General features: G+C 28.3%; 19 protein-coding genes. 13 read left to right on the forward strand and 6 right to left on the reverse strand.

The window, feature by feature from the left end:
- Positions 1-2,041: 2,041 nt before the first annotated feature.
- Positions 2,042-2,335: an antibiotic biosynthesis monooxygenase family protein gene (locus KA833_RS06810; RefSeq protein ID WP_107359954.1), complete on the forward strand. Its 294-nt coding sequence runs from the start codon at positions 2,042-2,044 to the stop codon at positions 2,333-2,335.
- 1,007 nt (positions 2,336-3,342) lie between these two features.
- On the opposite strand, the gene KA833_RS06820 is transcribed toward KA833_RS06810, so the two are convergent.
- Both KA833_RS06820 and KA833_RS06825 read right to left on the reverse strand, forming a co-directional pair.
- Complete coding sequence (locus KA833_RS06820) at positions 3,343-3,690, reverse strand: hypothetical protein (RefSeq protein ID WP_052722089.1); 348 nt, start codon at positions 3,688-3,690, stop codon at positions 3,343-3,345.
- 111 nt (positions 3,691-3,801) lie between these two features.
- A complete protein-coding gene (locus tag KA833_RS06825; RefSeq protein ID WP_155390650.1) occupies positions 3,802-3,954 on the reverse strand; it encodes a hypothetical protein in 153 nt (50 codons plus the stop codon).
- A gap of 409 nt (positions 3,955-4,363) precedes the next feature.
- Here KA833_RS06825 and KA833_RS06830 point away from each other — a divergent pair, with 409 nt between their 5' ends.
- The 3 genes from KA833_RS06830 to KA833_RS06840 all read left to right on the forward strand — a co-directional run bounded on the left by KA833_RS06830 (position 4,364) and on the right by KA833_RS06840 (position 6,730).
- Positions 4,364-4,561: a hypothetical protein gene (locus KA833_RS06830; protein WP_046207459.1), complete on the forward strand. Its 198-nt coding sequence runs from the start codon at positions 4,364-4,366 to the stop codon at positions 4,559-4,561.
- 974 nt (positions 4,562-5,535) lie between these two features.
- A complete protein-coding gene (locus KA833_RS06835) occupies positions 5,536-5,745 on the forward strand; it encodes a hypothetical protein (RefSeq protein ID WP_046207460.1) in 210 nt (69 codons plus the stop codon).
- A 229-nt stretch (positions 5,746-5,974) separates the two neighbouring features.
- The gene (locus KA833_RS06840; protein WP_210128691.1) at positions 5,975-6,730 is read left to right on the forward strand and encodes an SGNH/GDSL hydrolase family protein; all 756 of its coding nucleotides are present in this window, start codon (positions 5,975-5,977) and stop codon (positions 6,728-6,730) included.
- Positions 6,731-6,832: 102 nt separating this feature from the next.
- Here KA833_RS06840 and KA833_RS06845 read toward each other — a convergent pair whose 3' ends face one another.
- Positions 6,833-7,972 (reverse strand): MFS transporter, encoded by a 1,140-nt coding sequence (locus KA833_RS06845; RefSeq protein ID WP_070039139.1) that lies wholly within the window; start codon positions 7,970-7,972, stop codon positions 6,833-6,835.
- A 364-nt stretch (positions 7,973-8,336) separates the two neighbouring features.
- Here KA833_RS06845 and KA833_RS06850 point away from each other — a divergent pair, with 364 nt between their 5' ends.
- The 6 genes from KA833_RS06850 to KA833_RS06875 all read left to right on the forward strand — a co-directional run bounded on the left by KA833_RS06850 (position 8,337) and on the right by KA833_RS06875 (position 13,757).
- Positions 8,337-8,720 (forward strand): YxeA family protein, encoded by a 384-nt coding sequence (locus KA833_RS06850; protein ID WP_210128690.1) that lies wholly within the window; start codon positions 8,337-8,339, stop codon positions 8,718-8,720.
- A 246-nt stretch (positions 8,721-8,966) separates the two neighbouring features.
- Positions 8,967-9,446 (forward strand): immunodominant staphylococcal antigen IsaB family protein, encoded by a 480-nt coding sequence (gene isaB / locus KA833_RS06855; protein WP_046207464.1) that lies wholly within the window; start codon positions 8,967-8,969, stop codon positions 9,444-9,446.
- 696 nt (positions 9,447-10,142) lie between these two features.
- Complete coding sequence (locus KA833_RS06860; protein WP_348634293.1) at positions 10,143-10,289, forward strand: glycerophosphodiester phosphodiesterase family protein; 147 nt, start codon at positions 10,143-10,145, stop codon at positions 10,287-10,289.
- 211 nt (positions 10,290-10,500) lie between these two features.
- Positions 10,501-10,872 (forward strand): VOC family protein, encoded by a 372-nt coding sequence (locus KA833_RS06865; RefSeq protein ID WP_046207467.1) that lies wholly within the window; start codon positions 10,501-10,503, stop codon positions 10,870-10,872.
- 179 nt (positions 10,873-11,051) lie between these two features.
- A complete protein-coding gene (locus KA833_RS06870; protein WP_210128689.1) occupies positions 11,052-13,118 on the forward strand; it encodes a heavy metal translocating P-type ATPase in 2,067 nt (688 codons plus the stop codon).
- A gap of 159 nt (positions 13,119-13,277) precedes the next feature.
- A complete protein-coding gene (locus tag KA833_RS06875) occupies positions 13,278-13,757 on the forward strand; it encodes a GNAT family N-acetyltransferase (RefSeq protein WP_046207469.1) in 480 nt (159 codons plus the stop codon).
- A 314-nt stretch (positions 13,758-14,071) separates the two neighbouring features.
- Here KA833_RS06875 and KA833_RS06880 read toward each other — a convergent pair whose 3' ends face one another.
- A complete protein-coding gene (locus KA833_RS06880; RefSeq protein WP_210128688.1) occupies positions 14,072-15,502 on the reverse strand; it encodes a YfcC family protein in 1,431 nt (476 codons plus the stop codon).
- Positions 15,503-16,151: 649 nt separating this feature from the next.
- On the reverse strand, positions 16,152-16,424 hold the full coding sequence (locus KA833_RS06885; RefSeq protein ID WP_046207471.1) for a hypothetical protein: 273 nt from the start codon (positions 16,422-16,424) through the stop codon (positions 16,152-16,154).
- 183 nt (positions 16,425-16,607) lie between these two features.
- Here KA833_RS06885 and KA833_RS06890 point away from each other — a divergent pair, with 183 nt between their 5' ends.
- Both KA833_RS06890 and KA833_RS06895 read left to right on the forward strand, forming a co-directional pair.
- On the forward strand, positions 16,608-17,423 hold the full coding sequence (locus KA833_RS06890) for an alpha/beta hydrolase (RefSeq protein WP_210128687.1): 816 nt from the start codon (positions 16,608-16,610) through the stop codon (positions 17,421-17,423).
- Between the two features lie 127 nt (positions 17,424-17,550).
- Positions 17,551-17,733, forward strand: coding sequence for a hypothetical protein (locus tag KA833_RS06895; RefSeq protein ID WP_046207473.1), 183 nt, complete (start codon positions 17,551-17,553; stop codon positions 17,731-17,733).
- A 252-nt stretch (positions 17,734-17,985) separates the two neighbouring features.
- Here KA833_RS06895 and KA833_RS06900 read toward each other — a convergent pair whose 3' ends face one another.
- A complete protein-coding gene (locus KA833_RS06900) occupies positions 17,986-18,186 on the reverse strand; it encodes a helix-turn-helix domain-containing protein (RefSeq protein ID WP_046207474.1) in 201 nt (66 codons plus the stop codon).
- A 234-nt stretch (positions 18,187-18,420) separates the two neighbouring features.
- Between KA833_RS06900 and KA833_RS06905 the strand changes: the two genes are divergently transcribed.
- A complete protein-coding gene (locus KA833_RS06905) occupies positions 18,421-18,807 on the forward strand; it encodes a VOC family protein (RefSeq protein ID WP_046207475.1) in 387 nt (128 codons plus the stop codon).
- Positions 18,808-19,065: the final 258 nt, after the last annotated feature.

The raw sequence follows: 19,065 nt of genomic DNA on the forward strand, positions 1-19,065 counted from the left end.
AGGAGTCTGGACTTGACTTATAAATCAATACTACTATAGTTAAATATAAATAGGGGATGCTTTTTTGAAATATGTATTGATAATTATAGAACATCAAATGAACAACGATATGCATATTCACTTCTCGATGCAGCACAGAGTGAATGTCAGATTCATATATGTTAAACAAATACATAGATATTAATAAATTGAAAAAATATATATTTATTCTTTGTTTTATTAACGGATTTAATAGTTTCTATAATGGTTGAATTCTAAAATGAAATTGCTTAATGCAATTGTAAAAATAAATATATTAGTCCATAAAAAGATATCAAAATTGAATATCTCTCTATGGCTAATTCTAGTGAAAGCAATTGTATAAAATGTTGTGAGTAGAGTAAGAAGCTTAGCAAGCGAACTATATACTTGTTTGAAATCGATCTCATTTCTACTTAATTTTAAGCTACGTGCAATTGAAATTTCAGATTCTAGAGAAAGTATACAAACTAAAGCTGCTCCTAATGGTATTGAAATAAATATGTAAATTAAAATAAATATAGAACTATCCATATCACTATTTAGTAAAACTGAAAATATTATGATTAACGGAAAACAAATTATGCAATATGCAGAAAATTGTTTTTTGAAAACTTTAAATAGAATTTCGAAATTTAAAAAGGTATCATCTTTTAAATTTTCAGTGTCATCATAGTATTCTATAATTTGTTCACTTTTAGTTTGATAATTGAATGTAAAATCGCAATTGTTACAAACATAGTAACGTCCTAATTTAAAGTAGAGAATCCATAAATTCAGTATAGTTAATAAAAATAATATAATTAAAAATGTATGTTTAGAGAAATAATTTGTGTTAAAAATAAAAACAAACAAGAAAATGAAACTAATTAGTAAATTGAGATATAGTAATGTTCTATTGTTAATAAATTTAATCTTACTACTTTTGCAATTAGGACAATTATTAATTTTCAAATATATGCACCCTTTACAACTTTAAAATATTTGATGATTTTTTCGAAATAACTTGTAGATTTAGGTTAATATTACATATTTAATGGTATCATATAAATAACAGCTGTATATATATTATTTTTGTGAATTTATAATGAAAAAACATTGTATTTTATATAGACTAAAAGCGAAATAATAATAAAAAGAGATAACAAGTTTTTATTAAAAAATGATAAAGGTGGTTTTAATTTTTGGCGTATTATCTATTGTAGCTATATTTGGCTCAAGAAATTTTTATGGGAATCTTTTGGAGCAAATAGGCTTATTTTTTTCTCTATTAATACCGGTTATTTTTATATTTCTGTATAAAAAATCAGACAGTTTTTATATTGTAAATCATGTGAGTTGCAATTAAAATCAAAAAAATAGGAATCTCACGCATACGGAATAGATACATAAATGTTGCCCCAAAAATATGTTGTTTTTGCAATTTTAACATTTTACACTGACTTAGTAATGCAATGTAAACGTTGATTTGACAATACTTATAGCGATTTTTAAATGTATAGATAATCGCTATAATCAACTCCCGCCGTCTCCATATCCGAGCTCTCAACCACAACGGTTGAGGGCTTTTTTCATGTATAAAAATTTTGAAATTTATTGAGAGTTGTTCTAGAAAGATACGTGTGTAATTATCATAATATGGTAGATACTTATAAGAATAAATCACATGATATGGAAAAAATTCAAGATATGAACTTAGGAACGATTGTAAAAGGTATTACAGCAGTTTATAAAGATTGTGATGTTAAAAAGTACAACAGATTATTAAATTGTCATNNTATTTGAAGTATCAGATAAGAAAGTGAAACAAGTATTTGATAGGGTGTTGGATAAAATAGTAGAAGGGTAAGCACTTATGTGTTTGCCCTATTTTTTTATGCTATCATTAAAATAAATTATTGCGAGGCTCAACGTCAATAAAGCAATTGGAATAAAGCAAAATAGATTAATGATATAAAAGTGGTTAAAATAAAAGGAAATCGTATTAATTTCTTTCAAAATATATTTTAAGGGGGATTTTGCATTGGTACTTGAAGGAGCGATGTTACAAGTTAAAAAGAATATGGAAAATGAATTTGAGCAATCTTTTATAGAAGCCTCTAGTATTATTAGTTCAATGAAAGGCTATATAAATCATTCGTTAAATAAATGTTTTGAAGAAGAAGGTAAGTATCTGTTATTGGTTGAGTGGGAAACATTAGAAGATCATACAATAGGTTTTCGTGAGTCTGAAGAATATAATAATTGGAAGTCTTTATTGCATTGTTATTATGAACCTTTTCCTGTAGTTGAACATTTTTATAAAATAGAAATTTAAGTGATTTAATTAGGTCACTTGAACAACAACTGTGATATATAAAGTACAACAGATTATTAAATTATCATGGTGGGACGTATATTTGAAGTATCAGATAAGAGAGTACAACAAGCTTTGATAGGGTAATGGATTGATTATCAAGGATATACACTTATGTGCTAGCCTTATTTTTTGTGTTAAAATAAAATTGTTTCATAGCTCGATGTCAATAAAGCAATTATGTTGAAATTTTAAAGAATGGGTGATTTTGTGAAGATAAATCCTGAATTAGACACAAGTTATTTTATATCTATTTGGTTAAATATTTTATTTTTATTTGGTCTTATTTTTATTACACAATTAGAAAATTTGATTATATTAATACCTTACGTTCTTATAATGGGTGTAAATTCAATATACATAGTTATTAAAGCAATGAAAATTAGAAATAATCGTAGTTTATGAATGTTTTGTATAGTTAATTGAATATTTTTGTCTTTCTAATAAGCCACTCACACATGTCAATGGGTGGTTATTTTTTATTTACATATAATAACAAGTGTTCCGTCAATATTTATTGAGGTAATACTATGACTCCAGATAATTATAAAAACGAAACTGATTATCGTAAAACACTACGTGAATATCTTAATCACGAATACTACAAGAACATGGATTAGTTAAATTACATCTTTTCAAGTTTATGCTCGAAAAGTATGAAATGTTAGAATAGTATGTTGAAGATCAGAATAAAATAGTTAAGTCTTTATTTAGCGATGATCAACTATATGAATTGAATAAACTTTAACGTTCGAAATGCTTAATGATTCAGAAGTGATTATTAGTTATTATGAAAGTGGATATATTAAAAATATAGAAGGATATATTCGCAAAGTAGATGACTATGTACAATTGTTTTATTTATATGAATGAAATGGATTAAATAGAATTAGTTTGAAGGATATTGCGGAGTTAAAATAAAAAGAGCATAGTTTAATGCCCATATAAAAATATGTTAAATAGGATTATCAATCATATAATTCAAGATAACTATCCGTAAATTCTTCTGATGAAATTTCTCCATTGTCTCTTTGTTGTTGTAATTCTGCAGCTTTATTCTGAATTTCATCGTACTCTTCACGAGAATATCCTTGATTTTCCATCTCTTCATAATTTGCTTCTTCTTGGTCTTTTTGTTGTTCAGGTGTTAAACAACCACCAACTGTACAATAAGTACCATCTTCTTTATATTCACCAAACATTGCGTCACCAGCAGGTACATTTGATTGCTCTTTATTAGCCACTTGTGAGTTTTGTTGTTGTTCAGATTCAGATTGTTCTGCTTTCTCTTGCGACTGAATAGGTTGTTGTGTCATCTGTTGCTTTTGTGTAATCACTTGTTCTTGTGATTGAACAGGTTGTTCATTAATTTCATTTTGTTTTGTTACTTCATCATTAGAACTATCATTTGATTTGTCTTTGCTATCTTAAGATTGTTTAATATCATTCTTTTCATCATTTGATTTCTTATTACTTGATGATTTTGTTTCCTTACTATCATCTGATTTACTTTCTTCTTTATTGCCACATGCTGCTAATACTAAGAAACTTGCTAATAATAAAAATAAAATCTTTTTCATTTAATGCTCTCCCTTAAAAATAAATTATTAACTTAATTGTACTATACCTAAAAAATAGTGATAACAAAAGGTTATAGTTAAATTTAATATTTGTGAATATGCTTATGGTTATTTAATAAAGCGAAAACTATACGTAAATTCATTGCCCGATGTATTACAGAGTAAATGTCAGAAATATATATTAAGTAACTTAATGTATGATGGGATATGTAACGAAAGTTATTAATCTAAAGAAGAATAGCAGATTTAAAAATTGTAATCATTTTAGATAGTGAAAAATAATATGTAAATAATTAATGATAGGACATTATATTTTTTGAATAACATTATTGTTGAATGAAAGTGAAAGAATGTTACAATATTCTTTGTTAAATTTTAAAACAGTATAAGGAGTAGTAATGAGGATAGAATGGATTTAATTGGAATTTTTACTATGTTATTGATATTACTTATAGGGATCGTTGTTACTGTTGTATTTTGGCTAGTAATCTTTAAAATATTGCATTGGGCTTTGGGTGATACTGGGTGTATTGTGGTTATGGTAATAATTGGTGGACCAACCATTGGATTAATATTATATGTTATATATAAATATTTTGGATATTAATATTTAATTATGTATTTTATGTTAAAAACATCTCTACTAAGTTATATGTACTAGGAATATAGATAAGAGTTTATTGTGAAATTAAAAGTTTGTTTATTTCAGCATTGGTAACTATAATTTTTTTGAGTGGATGTGATTTTATTAGTCTGGATGATGTGAGGAATTCAAATGAATCCAATGAAGACCATAAAAAGTCGAATGAAAATTATAAAAGTAATTCAAAACATAACAAACAAAATGTCGATGATAAGTCACATGATTAAGGTGGAAAATTAACTATCAATCAAGCGAAAACAATTGCTAATGAAAAGTTATAAACGGAAAATCAAGTATTTTTTAATAAGAGTGATTAATACATCACAAAGGCAAAAGTGACGAAAATCACTATTACATAGAAACACCTTTTTATGGTCAAAATGAGGCATCTTAAGCATAAGTAATTGTGGACAAAAATAAAGGAACGACTCTTGAAAATACATAAGAAAAACGTACAATTGGGAAGTCTATAAAAAAAGAGCAACATTCTGAAAATACAACCGAAGAAAAAAGTGCTGAGCCAGCTACTCAAGAACGATTTAAAGAAACAGATTAATAACATTATTAAGTATTTAAGTAATTAACTCTTGCATGCGGGAACGAATACATTAAGAGTACACAAATTTCTTTTGTTTTTGCAATTTTAATATTTTACACTACAGCATCAAGACAATGTAAACGTTGATATAGCAATAGTTATAAAAATGTATAGTTAATCGCTTTAACGAACTCCCAGCGTCTTCATAGCCGAGCCTTCACCCATTGCGGTTGAGGGCTTTTGTTTTATTAAAAATCTATATGCTATGTGCTTGTGCATTATTTTTGAAAGCAATTAAGTTATTGTAAAAATGTATTTCGATTTAGGAATGTATCTAATTTGCAATGCTAAGTAATTAGTTGGATAATTAATTTATAATACTTACACAGGGTGAATATAGATGGACGAAATTTTTGTTTTTAAAATAAAAACGAACGATGGAAATATGTTTCGTGAGTATGTAGAAAATATTTGGGAAATTAGTGAAGCATTGGCTTTAAAAAGGTTTGAAAAAGCAATTAAGAAACATGAATACTTTTACTTAAAAGACAGTGGTAGATATATCAATGTGAGTAATATTATTTCAATAGACGTAGAACTTTTGAACTAAAAAGATTAAATTATATAAAATTGAATACTTAAATAAGATTATCAATGTGAAATATAAAAAATATTGATATCATGAGTTGTTTTTCATTGACTTATGCATACAGTTAGACTGTAAACTTTCTGTCATAATCAAGTTATAATATCATGAAAATTAGTAATTCAATGTACCTAACTAATTAAAATGTATATTTGAGAATTTAATATGATAATGTCCAAAAGGAGCTATAAAATTGAAAAAGGTAATAATGTTAATTAGCGTGTATATTGTTGGGAAATTAGCTTCTGCAGTGACAAATTTTGTTAATGATATACGAAAAGGCAATAAAAGTAGTTTTAAACCGAACTCCCAATTTTTCAAAAGAGAAGATGGTTTAGCTGATAAAAACATTCTTTTTTTAGGTTCTTCAATTACATATGGTGCGGCTTCTCATGGGATTTCATTTGTTGAATTTTTAAATATAGAATCTCATATGAACACAACGAAAGAAGCACTTTCGGGTACAAGTTTGGCAGGAACAGAAAAAAATTCATATGTCCAAAGAATAAAAAAAGAGAAGTTAAGTAAAAACAAATTTGATTTGTTGATTTGTCAGTTATCAACGAATGATGGTAGGTTAAATAAATATGTAGGTGAAATAAAAAAAGAATATGATCATAATGCTTTTGATGTAGAAACAACAATTGGCGCAATGGAATATATTATTAGTTACGCTAAATTAACCTTGGATACGCCTATATTATTTTATACTTGTATTAGAAAAGCAGATCCTTATTATGAATTTTTGGTATATAATTTATATAAACTAAAAGAAAAATGGGATATTGAAATTTTAGATGTTTGGGGCAATCAATGGGCAAATGAACAAATAAAATATGATAATACACTTTTTGCTGATGATGCACACCCAACTTTAAAAGGCTATCGCTATATTTATACACCACTTTTTAAAGAAAAGATAAAAAATATATTGAGCAAAGAAATATAAAAATGAACTACTTTTTACGAATCAGAAAAGCTAGCAGGTCATTTTGGATTTAATGCAGAAGGATAGGCAAATGAATGCCTATCCTTTTTAATTATCCAGTATTTACTTTTTAGGAAAAATGAACAAAGTAAGAATACTTAAGACAATAGAAATCATAGCAAGATAAACTGGTGCATTTATATTTTGAGAGTAAAAATAACCAGCAATAATTGGTGCTATTAAAGTACCTAAAGAGGTAAAAGTAGAGTTTATTGAACCTGCTAAACCTTGTTTGTTTTGAACTAATTTTGATAGATACACTGTTATAGTAGGGCGTATGATATCAAATCCAATAAATATAATCCAACTTATTAATATGAGGGATATCACAGAATTTAAGAATAACAAGCTAAATAATATGACGATCGAATACATAGAACTAATAGTGATGATCGAAAGTTCACTCAAATACTTTGAAATTTTAGGATATAGAAAATATTGAGTGAAAGCGCCTAGTAAAGATCCACCTATAATCGCGGCAGCTATATTAATAGATGTAAACGCAGCTTTATCGACTAAGTATAATGGATAAAGCTCTTCTATAGCAGCTAGTCCAAATGCTAATAAAAATATAATTATAGAAGGTAATAAATATAGCTTTAAGTCTTTGAATTTTATTTTGAAATTTTTATTTTTTGGTACATCTTCATTTTTAATATGTGGAATACTTAACTTTAAATTTATAACTAACATGATCATACCTATTACCATAGCTATAAAATAAGGTAATCTTATGTGGATTGATGAAAACAACGCTCCTATACCTGGTCCAATGATAAAGCCTAATGATGTTATAGCTGAAAATGTGCCGAAATTTTTATCACGATTTTTTTCATCAGAGATATCTCCGATAATGCCAATAATAGATGTAGTCATTAAGGCAGCACTTATGCCTCCCAATACTCTGGAAACAAAGAGTGTATAAAAATCCATACCTATCCCGAATAAGCATTCTGAAATTATATAGAATAACAATCCAAACGATAGAAAGTGCTTTTTGGGGTACTTGTCAGAAAAGTATCCAATTATAAGTGAACAAATCATTTGGAAAAAAGAAAAAACTGCAATAAGTACTCCAAAAGCATTTCCAGTTATAGATAAATCTTTAATTATTAAAGGTAAACTTGGAACGACTAGTCCTATGCCAGTAAATGCCAAAAAAATATTGATATAAAGTGGAATAATTAAACTTCTTTTAATCATTATAACTCCTTATTGGAATAAATGATTAAAAGTAAGATTTCAATCATATATTGTTTGCAAATTTATACAATTGATTGATTTAATCATTTATTCCTCCTGTTGTTTTAGTTTTAATTTGAATTATTAATGTATTTTTTTTGACTAGCATAAAATCTCCTCCTTTTGATGATTATATTATACAATATTTTATTTTTTACGAAAATAATTACTTAGAATATTTCTATTTATTTAAAAAGTATGGTTAAAACTATATTAGTTTATATATCCAACTGAATTTTAAGTGAAAAAAGAAAACAATATTGTAAGTACACTTAATTCATATTGATTGATAAAATATTTTATATAACGAAAGGAATGATTTTAAATGAAAAAGATATTGATTTTAATGCCAGTTGTAATACTAGGTTTAGCAATAATACTAATAGGCATGTACATAGTATCTAATGGAAAAAAGCAAGAGGGAGAAATTGCCGGCATAATTGATCAAATTAACCCCCTAGTGAAACAAGAAAATAGTTATGTAAAAACAAAAAAGCCTGATAAATTTCTCGAATATGATAGAGTTAGATACACACAAAATGCTTATAATAAATATGGTGAAAGTAGAGATATAACTTTCACAGCTGCAAAAACTTTAAAGCTAGACAAATATTTGAAAATCACTCATAAAGGAGCCCATGTGGCTACGTATGAAGAAGTGAATAAAATGGATATACCTAAAAAGGCATTGAAGGAAATTGAAAATTAAAAATTATAACTTGGTAACTCACTTTAAAGGGACTTTCAAACAGTTCCTTTTTTTATTATGAACATGAATTAGGATTCTATAGTAAGTCGTATTTTTACTATAGATAAGGCACATTTCAATTTTTCAGAAACGAATTTACTATGACCATGTTTATATTAATCAGTAAATAATTGACTTTTTGTAATATGAGTGTAATATTACAATTGAATCAACTGAGATTCAAAATTTTTACAGGGAGTGTTTAATATGAATAAAGTGTCAAAGATAATGTTATCTTGCGGCCTCGTATTTAGTACAGCAGTAGGTGCAGCAGCAATCGATTCACATCAATCACAAACCCAAGCAGCAGAAACGCCATATTATAACTATACAGGTTATACATCAGCAAATAGTGAATTTATTTTGGATCAAGATTTTATTAATGCAATTAAATACAAAAATTTAACAATTAATGGTTATAAAATTACAAATAGCGATGCAGAAACAGCGGAGATGGTAGATATATATGATCAATCATTTCGTAAAACTGGCGAAAATAAAGCAGATGCTGTTACTTTTGATTTAGATGGTAAAACTGTTTCAAAAAATGATTTATTAACAGTATATGGACCTTCAGATGTAACGGACACACCAGCAGGGAATATGTATGAACGTAATTATAATGGTACATCAATTAAATTTTATGTAAATGATGGCTATGTAACTAAAGTACAAATTAATACTTAAAATGTAGTTAATAAAAGTAGGTTGCACATTATTCCTTAAATTTTTTAGCAGTGTGTACTTTACAAATGCATAGTCATAAAGTGATTAATAGATGATGCTTATGCTTCTTTTTATAAAACTAAATTTCAGTAAACAAACGCTCACCAATTGGTGGGCGTTTTTGTAATAAAAACTATTTTTAGAGTGGGTTTAATAGGTTAAGGCTAAATGAATGAATATAATTATATGTATAATTTTAGAAGTAAAGATTTAAGCATGTGCTTTGAGAAGCATTAACTTTTTAATTACAAATTTATTTTTAACAATTTTTTGCGTTGTAATAAGAGATAAGTACGTTTGTCCAAAAAATCATTTAGCATATTAATCTTGTTGAGACCTTAAAATATAAAAATAAAAAACCAAAAATATGATGATTGATGGTGGTAAACTTATAGATATTGTTTTTATAAATTCGTTACTAATCAAAAGCAATGTATTGAAATTAGAAGCGTTCATAATTTCATTTATTTTTGTTTCTGATGGTCTAGTTAAAATTGTGATAAATGTTATTATCAAGAAAAAAATAGTAGAATATTTTAGACTTTTTTTAAATCTCATAAAGCACCTCATTTTGATTTAGCATATCATGATTTTGAATTAACTATGACAAATGAATTATTTGTTCATATTATATAATAATAATTTATTTATGTCACAGTGTTGCTGAATTTTACTATAAAATTGTTGATTAAACGAGCTCACAAAAACAGTTTAAAAGTTCATGTGTTTACATTGAATAGTCAAGAAGAAGTAAAAGAAATGAAAAAAATGGGTGTTGACAGTGGTTTTAATAATAACCCATAGATAAAATAATAAATTCATCCCACCAATGATATATATAACCACACTGTGTTTAGGTAGGAACTTGAATCCTTTAGAAGATTAAATTATTAATGAGAATACTAAAATTTAAATTTATATACTTATATACAGGGAAAATTTTTTACATAAATCGTTTATATGTATATCGTTTTGGCTATATTTAAGCATGTCTAAAATTGAAAGGTGTATTGAAATGGAAAAATTAAATCAAGTCATGCTATATGTAGATGATCAGTCAAAAGCTGTTGATTTTTGGAAAAATACCATGGGATTTGCAGTTTTATCAGAAGAAGCATTAGCGGAGGGATATAAAGCAGTAGAAATTGCTCCCAATAATGAAGTTGAAACATCTATCTCTATTATGGAAAAAGAATTTATAAAGAAATATAGCCCAGGCGTTAATCTGGGAACACCATCACTGATGTTTAAAGCTTCTAATTTTGATGAGCTTTATACAAAATTAAAAGACATGGGTTTAACTGGACATGATATTATTGAAATGTCAGGAACGCGTGTATTTAATTTTCAAGATGGACAAGGTAATTATTTTGCAGTAAGTGAATAGCATTTAGTATTTCTTAAAATAAATAGCTGTGATCAAAAGGACTGAAATCAAGGCGATGAAATTCGTTGGTTTCAGTCTTTTTTAGTAATTGTAAGCATATTTATTATACCTTATAGGGGTATATGTTATAATCGTTTATGTTAAGAGAATAACGATACACTTTGTAAGGAGGATATAATATGACAAGTTCCAATAATCATGAAGCACATGATAGTCATGAGCATCAGATGCACGAAGGACATCATACACATCATCATGAAGAACATGAAATGCATGAACACCATGGACATCATCATGGTAATTTTAAGCGTAAATTTTTTATATCATTATTATTTGCCATACCAATCATCATTTTATCACCAATGATGGGAATAAAATTACCGTTTCAGTTCTCATTTAATGGTTCTGATTGGATTGTATTAGTACTTGCCACAGTTTTGTTTTTCTATGGTGGCAAACCTTTTTTAACTGGTGCAAAAGATGAACTTGCGTCTAAAAAGCCTGGTATGATGACGCTTGTTGCGTTAGGTATTTCTGTAGCATATGTTTATAGTTTATATGCATTTTATATGAATCATTTTAGCAATGTATCAGGACATGTAATGGACTTTTTCTGGGAATTAGCAACATTAATATTAATTATGTTATTAGGACATTGGATAGAAATGAATGCAGTTGGTAATGCAGGCAATGCTTTAAAGAAAATGGCAGAACTTCTACCTAACAAAGCAATAAAAGTCATAGATTCAGAACAAAAAGAAGAAGTTTCTATTTCAGAAATCGAAGTGGATGATATCGTAGAAGTGAAAGCTGGAGAAAGCATACCGGCAGATGGTGTGATTATTCAAGGTAGTACTTCTGTAGATGAATCATTAGTCACAGGAGAATCTAAGCAAGTGGTTAAAAATGTACAAGATGAAGTGATTGGTGGTTCAATAAATGGTTCAGGTACGGTAAATGTCAAAGTAACTGCTACAGGTGAAAATGGCTATTTATCCCAAGTGATGGGGTTAGTCAATCAAGCACAAAATGACAAATCAGACGCTGAATTATTATCAGATAAAGTAGCAGGCTATCTATTTTATTTTGCAGTGAGTATTGGTTTAATATCATTTATCGTGTGGATGATTATCCATAATAATTTAGATTTTGCTTTGGAACGATTAGTGACAGTATTGGTTATTGCTTGTCCGCATGCATTGGGATTAGCAATACCACTTGTTACAGCACGTTCAACTTCTATTGGTGCACATCATGGCTTAATCATAAAAAATAGATCTTCTGTTGAATTAGCTCAGCATATTGACTATATTATGATGGACAAAACAGGGACTTTAACTGAAGGTGATTTTTCAGTTAATCATTATGAAAGCTATACACCTCAAAGTGATAATGAAGCAATCTTATCTTTATTTGCCTCATTGGAAAGTAATTCTAACCATCCACTTGCTTTAGGCATCGTGACGTTTGCAAAAAATAAAGGTATCACAATCAAAAATCCTCAAGAAGTAACAAATATACCAGGTGTTGGTTTACAAGGTATAATAGAAAATCAAAAATATAAAATTACCAATGTTAGTTATTTAGAAAAAAATAATTTGAAATATGATATAGAACAGTTTGAAAAACTTGCTAAACAAGGTAATTCAGTTAGCTTTTTAATTCATAATGAAGCAGTCATAGGAGTGATTGCACAAGGTGATAAAATTAAAGAAAGTTCGAGAAAAATGGTTTCAGATTTATTATCAAGAAATATTACACCAGTGATGTTAACAGGTGATAATAATGAAGTGGCAAATACAGTCGCTAAAGAACTAGGTATTAATGATGTTCATGCTCAACTATTACCTGAAGATAAAGAAAAGATTATTCAAGACTATCAAGCTGAGGGACATAAAGTAATGATGGTTGGTGATGGAATCAATGATGCACCTAGTTTAATTCGAGCGGATATAGGTATGGCTATTGGTGCAGGTACGGATGTTGCTGTTGAATCAGGAGATGTGATTCTTGTTAAAAGTGCACCATCAGACATTATTCATTTCCTTACACTTTCTAAAAATACTATGAGAAAAATGGTTCAAAACTTATGGTGGGGCGCTGGATATAACATTGTTGCTGTACCGCTCGCAGCTGGCGTTTTAGCATTTATTGGCTTAATCTTATCACCTGCTGTAGGAGCAATTTTGATGTCTTTAAGTACGGTTATTGTTGCCATTAATGCGATGACATTGAAATTGAAATAGCACTATAAAAATTTTGAATAAATGTGCGAATATAGTGACTTTGATAAAGTGGAACGACACTATCTTTTTAAAGGTAACGTGTTTGTTCCACTTTTTTTAATTCGTAAACGAAAAATGAATTATGCTAAACTAGTGTTAATTTAAAGAGAGGGGGATGACATGTCGTTAACACTAGAACCAATGACGCAACGAACTTTTGATAAAGTTTATGAAAAGAGCATACATGAATATGCACATGAACATATAAAAAGCGGTGTTTGGGAAACAGAAGGAGCTATTGAAAGGGCACGTTCAGATTTTGAAAAATTACTGCCCCACGGATTAGCTACTGATAATCAATATTTATTTACTGTTGTTTATTTGAACGAAGCGATTGGATATTGCTGGCTGCATTTTGCGGAAAATAAAAAGATAAATAAGTGTTTTATTTATGATGTACATATTTTTGACAATTATAGAGGGAAAGGATTAGGTGAGAAAACTATGCTTTGTATCGAAGATTATTGTGAAAAAAATAATATACATCGTATCGGTTTACATGTGTTCGGTCATAATAGGCGGGCAGTGTCCTTGTATCATAAGTTAGGGTTTCAAACTACTAATTATAGAATGGAAAAAGTGATAGAGAATGATGATTAACATAAAACATTAATTTAAAAATTGGTAATCAAAGAAAATGAAAACCGTAGTATTTTAGAATGAATTAATGATTGATTGATTTTTAATAGAATGGTGATTGACTTTATCCATAGGGGAAACGTGAACTTGAATTGATTCTCAAAGTTTGCCAAAAAGGTTAATCGTTCAACAGCATATCATTTTTTATAAAACAGAAGAAACGTCAATTTCTATTTCATCTCAATAGAAATTGACGTTTATGTACTCATTAAAAGTTAAAAAAGACTAAAATTTTATCAATAGCTCTGATATACGAATGACCAGTATTAGTATATTTAGGACCAGCCAATTAATTGCGCAATTACCAATGTAGCAATAGAAATAAGTCCCCATATAATAAATAGTGGAAAGAAAAACTTGATCCACTTGGTATAAGACACGCCACCAATAGCTAATGCAGCCATGAAATAACCGCTTGTGGGGTAGAATACATGTGTGAAACCATCGCCTAATTGGAAAGCCAAAACGGCTGTTTGGCGAGTAATACCTAGCATATCGGCTAAAGGTGCTATGATAGGCATAGTGACAAGTGCTTGACCACTCCCCGATGAGATGATGAAGTTAATTAATACCTGAACGATATACATACCAATGACTGCGACAGTCGGTGTGGCCCCCTCAATAACAGAACCTAATCCATAGACAATACTATCCATAATTTTACCATCTTCAAGAACTACCACGATAGAACGGGCAAGCCCAACAATGATAGCGCCCATCAAAACATCCTTAAATCCGTCGTTAAATGATTCGCAAATTTCACGTGTAGTCAACCCGGTAACTAATCCAACGACAATGCCCATAATGATAAATAAGCCGGACATTTCAACCATAAACCAACCTTGTGTAGTCACGCCATAAACAAGTATGACGAAAAAGGTTAATACTATAGCAATACCGATTTTTTGACGTTGAGTGGCAACCAATGGTTTGTGCTTCGTAATATCTTTATATGTCTGTCTTTTTTCTGTGTCTTCTTGATAAACTAAACTGATATTTGGATTTTGTTTTACTTTTTGAGCGTATCTCATTATAAATAATATTGTTACAAAGAGCACAATGATAAAGAGTGTGAGTCGTAAGCCAATACCAGAAAAAACAGGTACACCGGACAATTTTTGAGCCAATCCAGTGTTGATTGGATTTAATACACCAACTGTAAAACCGACTACAGTACCACATAACGCAATTGCAGTAGCCGTTATAGAATCATAGCCTAAGGCAATAATTAACGGAATGATAACTGGTATGTATACAAGCGAAAGTTCAGCTGTACCAATTAAAGTAGCAATAATTGCAAATACAGAGGTCAATACTGGAATGATAAAGATACTATGATTTAAAAATTTACGCGCGAGTTTATCAACACCAATTTCAATAATGCCAGTTCGTCTTAATACCATAAACATACCACCAATAATAAGTGTGAAGAATACGATTTCACCTGCTGCTATGAGTCCTTTAGGAATAATGGATATAAAGTCTATTATATTGACTGGTGTAGCTTTTATGTAATGAAATGAATCTGCATCAACCATTTCTCTGCCTTCAGGTCCTTCAATTCGATTAAACTCTCCGGAAGGAATGAGGTAAGTGGAAATGGTAGCGATGGCACCAAATATAAATAATATGACATAAATATGAGGCATTTCGAACTTTTTTCTGTTTTTATTTGTTGTTTTCCCTTTGTTTTTTAAAAATTTCATTGATACACCCCTTTGAGTTAACAAAAATTTTGAACTAATATCATTATTTTATATAAAATAGAATCTTAATATTCTGAAAAATTATTTTAAACTTAATTATAACAAAATTTTTATAAAAGAATTAAATAAATATGATTTTAGTTGAAGAATGTAGTATGAATTAATGAGAATAAAAAAATCTAGTAAATGAACTTTGCAGATCATTTGCTAGACTTTGTTAGAAATATTGTATCTATTTGATAGTTAAAGACAGTTAAAAGAGCTGTCCTCTTAATAATTATAGGTATATATTACTTTGTTCGGTCAACATTAATACACAATATATTCAAATAACGATGAACATTTTGTGATGTTGTATCCTTTGGTAGAGCGTGGGAAAACGTATGTCCGTTATCCGTTTTAACAGTATAGATTATATCATAGTTACTAATTTTGAAATCAATAATTTTCATAAATATCCCCTTAACAATGGTCATTGTTTTAAAATTATGAAATTGCAAATGAAACTGTGAAATAGGTTGAAGTACAAAACTGACCATTTATATAATTGTACTATACATAAATCTTTTAAGTAATAAAAAGTATAACATATTTATGAAATTAACTTAAATAATACAAATAAAAAACACATTCAAATTTAAGAATATGTTTAATCATTAAGTAAATTTAATATTTCGTCGTACTTTTGTGCACTCAAAGTGCCCAAAGGACTTTGATTAATTTCAAATATTAAAAAATCATCATTTGAATTGAAAGCACTCTTTATATTTTCACAAATGCTATTTTGATCCAAGTCACTTTTTAATAACCACAGTCCTTTATAAATGTACAATGGTTTACCTACAAGATTTAACTTTGATGGTAACTTTTCATATCCATAAGAAATAGAATTTAAATTATAGGATAATATATATTTCGCCATTCATATCGCCCTCCAATATAATCATATCATTAACTAAGATTTAAAGGTTGAAAGAAGGTCGAGGTCAATCACCATTTACGAATTTATGGAATATTATAGGCAGATTAAGTTTGTTTTTAATTTGAAAGGGGGACTTTAATAGTATAAATAAATTTATTTTTAATACTATGAGGTGAAGTGAAAATGAATTATATAAAATATGTATTGTCCAAAGATAACACGAAACTTTATACAAAAATAAATGAAGTTGAAAAGGCTAAAGCAAATATTATCATTGTCCACGGATTAGCTGAACATCTTGATCGTTATGATGAAATAACTAGTTATTTGAATGAAAATGAATTCAATGTCATTAGATATGATCAACGCGGACACGGCCGTTCGGAAGGAAAACAGACATTTTATAGTAATAAGGATGAAATCGTAGAAGATTTGTCTGCAGTGATTGATAAAGTTAAAGAAAATTATGAAGGTAAAATTTATTTAATTGGTCATAGTATGGGTGGATATACTGTAACTTTATTCGGTACACAACATCCGAATGAAGTAAGTGGCATCATAACATCAGGAGCTTTAACGAGATATAATAAAAAATTATTTGGTGAAGTAGACAAACAGATAGATATGAATAGTTATTTTGATAACGTGCTTAGTGAAGGACTATGTTCTGACCAAGAAGTTGTTGAAAAATATGCATTAGATGATTTAAACGCTAAACAAATTTCAATGGGACTAGTATCAACACTCATTGAGGGAGTAAAGTATTTAAAAGAAAATGCCTCTAAATTTATTGATTCTGCATTAATATTACATGGTAAAGAGGATGGTTTGGTGAGTTATAAAGATTCATTACAATTATTTGATGAAATAGGTTCAGAACACAAATCAATTCATATATATGATGGTTTACAACATGAAATATTTAATGAATCTTCTTTTAATAAGAGTATTTTTAAAGAAATTGTTGATTGGTTAGATAATGAATTGCAGTTATCATAAGTTTTTAAAGTATATTTACAAATTTATAGTTTATTAAGTCTTCAAATATTTTAAAATGTTTGTTTCAGTAATTTGGAAGATTTATAATAAGAAAATAATTAAGACAAAATAATAGAAGGAGACAAATATGTTTATTAAAACTTTGCATATGGAATACGAAGAAAGTTTTGAAGAATTTGATGCACGAGTGAACCAATTTTTACATGAAGTGGATGATAAACAACACTGGGAACTCGTATCAGTGACACCTTCTGTTACGAACACTGTGGAAGGCGTAGATTATTTTATTACAATTGTTTATAAAAAGTAATGAATAACACTACAAAAAAAGAGCCTGAAAATGTTTCAGGCTCAAACAACATACAGACTCTGAACAGTTAGAAAATGACTGTTATTGCATGACTTTCATTAACAATAAACATACATTAACTATCTGTGACTTTGCATGTCGACTAGACGATTTAATAAATGATAGTTGTCTAGTTTATCTATAAATAGTGATACATGATAACAATCTAATCAATAATTATATAAATTCAATATTCGTACTAAATTCATATAATTATTGATTAAATGTTTTTTGAGATACGTTGAAATAATCAGCTAGTATTTTAGTGTCATTCTCTGATGGTTCTCTATATCCATGTTCCCAATCCCAAATTTGACATATTCTGTAATTTTTCTCATAACTTTTGTTTAAATTAATCGCTAATTTAGACAAACTTAAATGCTTTTTTTCGCGTAATTCAGTTAAAGCTTCCAAAATTTAAACCTCCCATAATTAAATACATAAGACTTACATTAGTTATTTTAGTACAGATAAAAGGTATGTTCAAATTACTAATAATTTAGTATTCATTGGCATTGTCATTCCTAACAACTTTAATATTTTTAATTTAACTATGAATCATTGGTTGAATATTTAAAGTGTCAGGGGACAAGAATTGGGTATAAAAAGAAGGCATTAAAAATATTTATAAATAAAGGAGGAAATAAATTGAAAATAATTGCTACGAGTATTTTTGTAGATGATCAAGAAAAGGCAAAACAATTTTATACAGAAAAACTCGGTTTTGAACTTGTACATGATATGGAGATTGGTGGCGGGTTTAAATGGTTAACTGTAAAAGAAAACAATTCTGACAACCCGGTAGAAATTGTTCTTGAACCTAATGAGAATCCTATAGCAAAAACATATCAAAACGATTTATTTAATGCAGGTATTCCTGTCACAATGTTTGGCGTTTCTAATTTAGAACAAACATATCAGTCACTGTCAGATCTAGATGTGAAATTCCATACAGTACCAAAAGAGGTTGAAGGAATTAAATTAGCAATCATTGATGACACTTGTGGTAATTTAATTCAATTGATTGAGCAATAATTATATATTTACGAATAGTTTCCGTAATTTTTTGTTAAGCACTAAATTTAATTTATGTTGATATAAATTAAACTTGGTGCTTGTTATTTATTACATCAAAGTATTTTATAAAATGTGATTTCAGTATCAATCATTGTTAAAAAAGCATTATATAATATATAAAGACTCAGTTATGATGCCTAACCAAGTAGTAAAATAACGATGATACTTACGATGTAACCCCTTTGTCCATCGTAAACATCATCGTTCAAAATTTGA

This window comes from Staphylococcus sp. GDY8P67P, from assembly GCF_017892545.1.
GTDB classification, from domain to species: Bacteria; Bacillota; Bacilli; order Staphylococcales; family Staphylococcaceae; genus Staphylococcus; species Staphylococcus ureilyticus.